Origin of the sequence: Pseudomonas sp. GXM4 (genome assembly GCF_008923895.1) — a bacterium.
GTDB lineage: Bacteria > Pseudomonadota > Gammaproteobacteria > Pseudomonadales > Pseudomonadaceae > Aquipseudomonas > Aquipseudomonas atacamensis.
This window is the reverse complement of the sequence record NZ_WBRZ01000485.1, coordinates 1-1550: the sequence shown is the minus strand read 5'-3', so window position 1 is coordinate 1550 and position 1550 is coordinate 1. Positions and strand designations below refer to the sequence as shown.

1 protein-coding gene is annotated in these 1550 nt (G+C 58.2%); it reads left to right on the top strand.

Annotation, left to right across the window (positions count from 1 at the left end):
• Positions 1-334: 334 nt before the first annotated feature.
• Positions 335-1550: ribonucleotide-diphosphate reductase subunit beta (locus tag F8N49_RS27610; protein ID WP_151553298.1), on the top strand; the 1216-nt coding region annotated here is incomplete at its 3' end.

Below are 1550 nucleotides of genomic sequence, written 5' to 3'. Positions count from 1 at the left end.
TGTAATCCCTCGGTCGGCTCGCAATCCACCCCCTCCTCGGCCTCGCCATGAGCCGATTCGCCGCACCACGCCGGTAAAAATTTCCCTATAATGCCGCCCTATACGGGTCAGCAATATTCCCTTACAGGGAGCAAAAGCCATTCTGAAGCCCCGCAACAGTGCCCGACGCTGATTGCGCCCATCAGAGGCTCTCGGAACCCGTCAAATTTTCTGTTTATTTGCCTGCGTGCAGCGCTGCAAAAAACGACATCCAACGCGGCTTGTTTGGCCGTGTGAAAAACCAACCCATCAGGTTTCACACGGGCACAAGCCCTCACGCAGGAGACGACACGTCATGCTGAGCTGGGACGAATTCGATAAAGAAGACAGTGAAGTCGCAACCGTGAAAGGCGCCAACGCCGGCCACGCAAGCGAAGCCAACATGGACCGCCTCGACAACGCCGGCGGCGCCGCAGCGCTGGAAGCCCGCGCCGTCACCGCCGACGACTCGGCCGCCGTGGCCCGCGCCAAGGCTGCACTGAACTCCCTCGACGTCGCCGAAGGCCTCGCCGAACTCGAAGGCGCCTCCGCTCGTGTCGCCGTTGACGAAAAGCGCATGATCAACTGCCGCGCCGACCTCAACCAACTCGTGCCATTCAAGTACGACTGGGCCTGGCAGAAGTATCTGGACGGCTGCGCAAACCATTGGATGCCGCAAGAAGTCAACATGACCGCCGACATCGCCCTCTGGAAAAACCCGGAAGGCCTGACCGACGACGAGCGCCGCATCGTCATGCGCAACCTCGGCTTCTTCTCCACCGCCGACTCCCTGGTTGCCAACAACCTGGTCCTGGCCGTGTACCGCCTGATCACCAACCCGGAATGCCGCCAGTACATCCTGCGCCAGGCTTTCGAAGAAGCGATCCACACCCACGCCTACCAGTACTGCATCGAATCGCTGGCCATGGATGAAGGCGAAATCTTCAACATGTACCACGAGATCCCATCGGTCGCGAAAAAGGCAGCCTGGGGCCTGAAGTACACCCGTTCGATCTCCGATCCGAAGTTCGAAACCGGCACCCCGGAAACCGACAAAGAGTTGCTGCGCAACCTGATCGCCTACTACTGCGTTCTGGAAGGCATCTTCTTCTACTGCGGCTTCACCCAGATCCTCTCCATGGGCCGCCGCAACAAAATGACCGGCGTCGCCGAGCAGTTCCAATACATCCTGCGCGACGAATCCATGCACCTGAACTTCGGCATCGACGTGATCAACCAGATCAAAATCGAAAACCCACACCTGTGGGACGCCGAAATGAAAGAAGAAGCGACCCAGATGATCCTGCAGGGTACGCAGCTGGAGATCGAATACGCGCGTGACACCATGCCTCGCGGCGTACTGGGCATGAACGCCGCGATGATGGAGGACTACCTGAAGTTCATCGCTAACCGTCGTTTGTCGCAGATTGGTTTGAAGGAAGAGTACCCAGGGACGACTAACCCGTTCCCTTGGATGAGCGAGATTATGGACTTGAAGAAAGAGAAGAATTTCTTTGAGACTCGCGTGATCG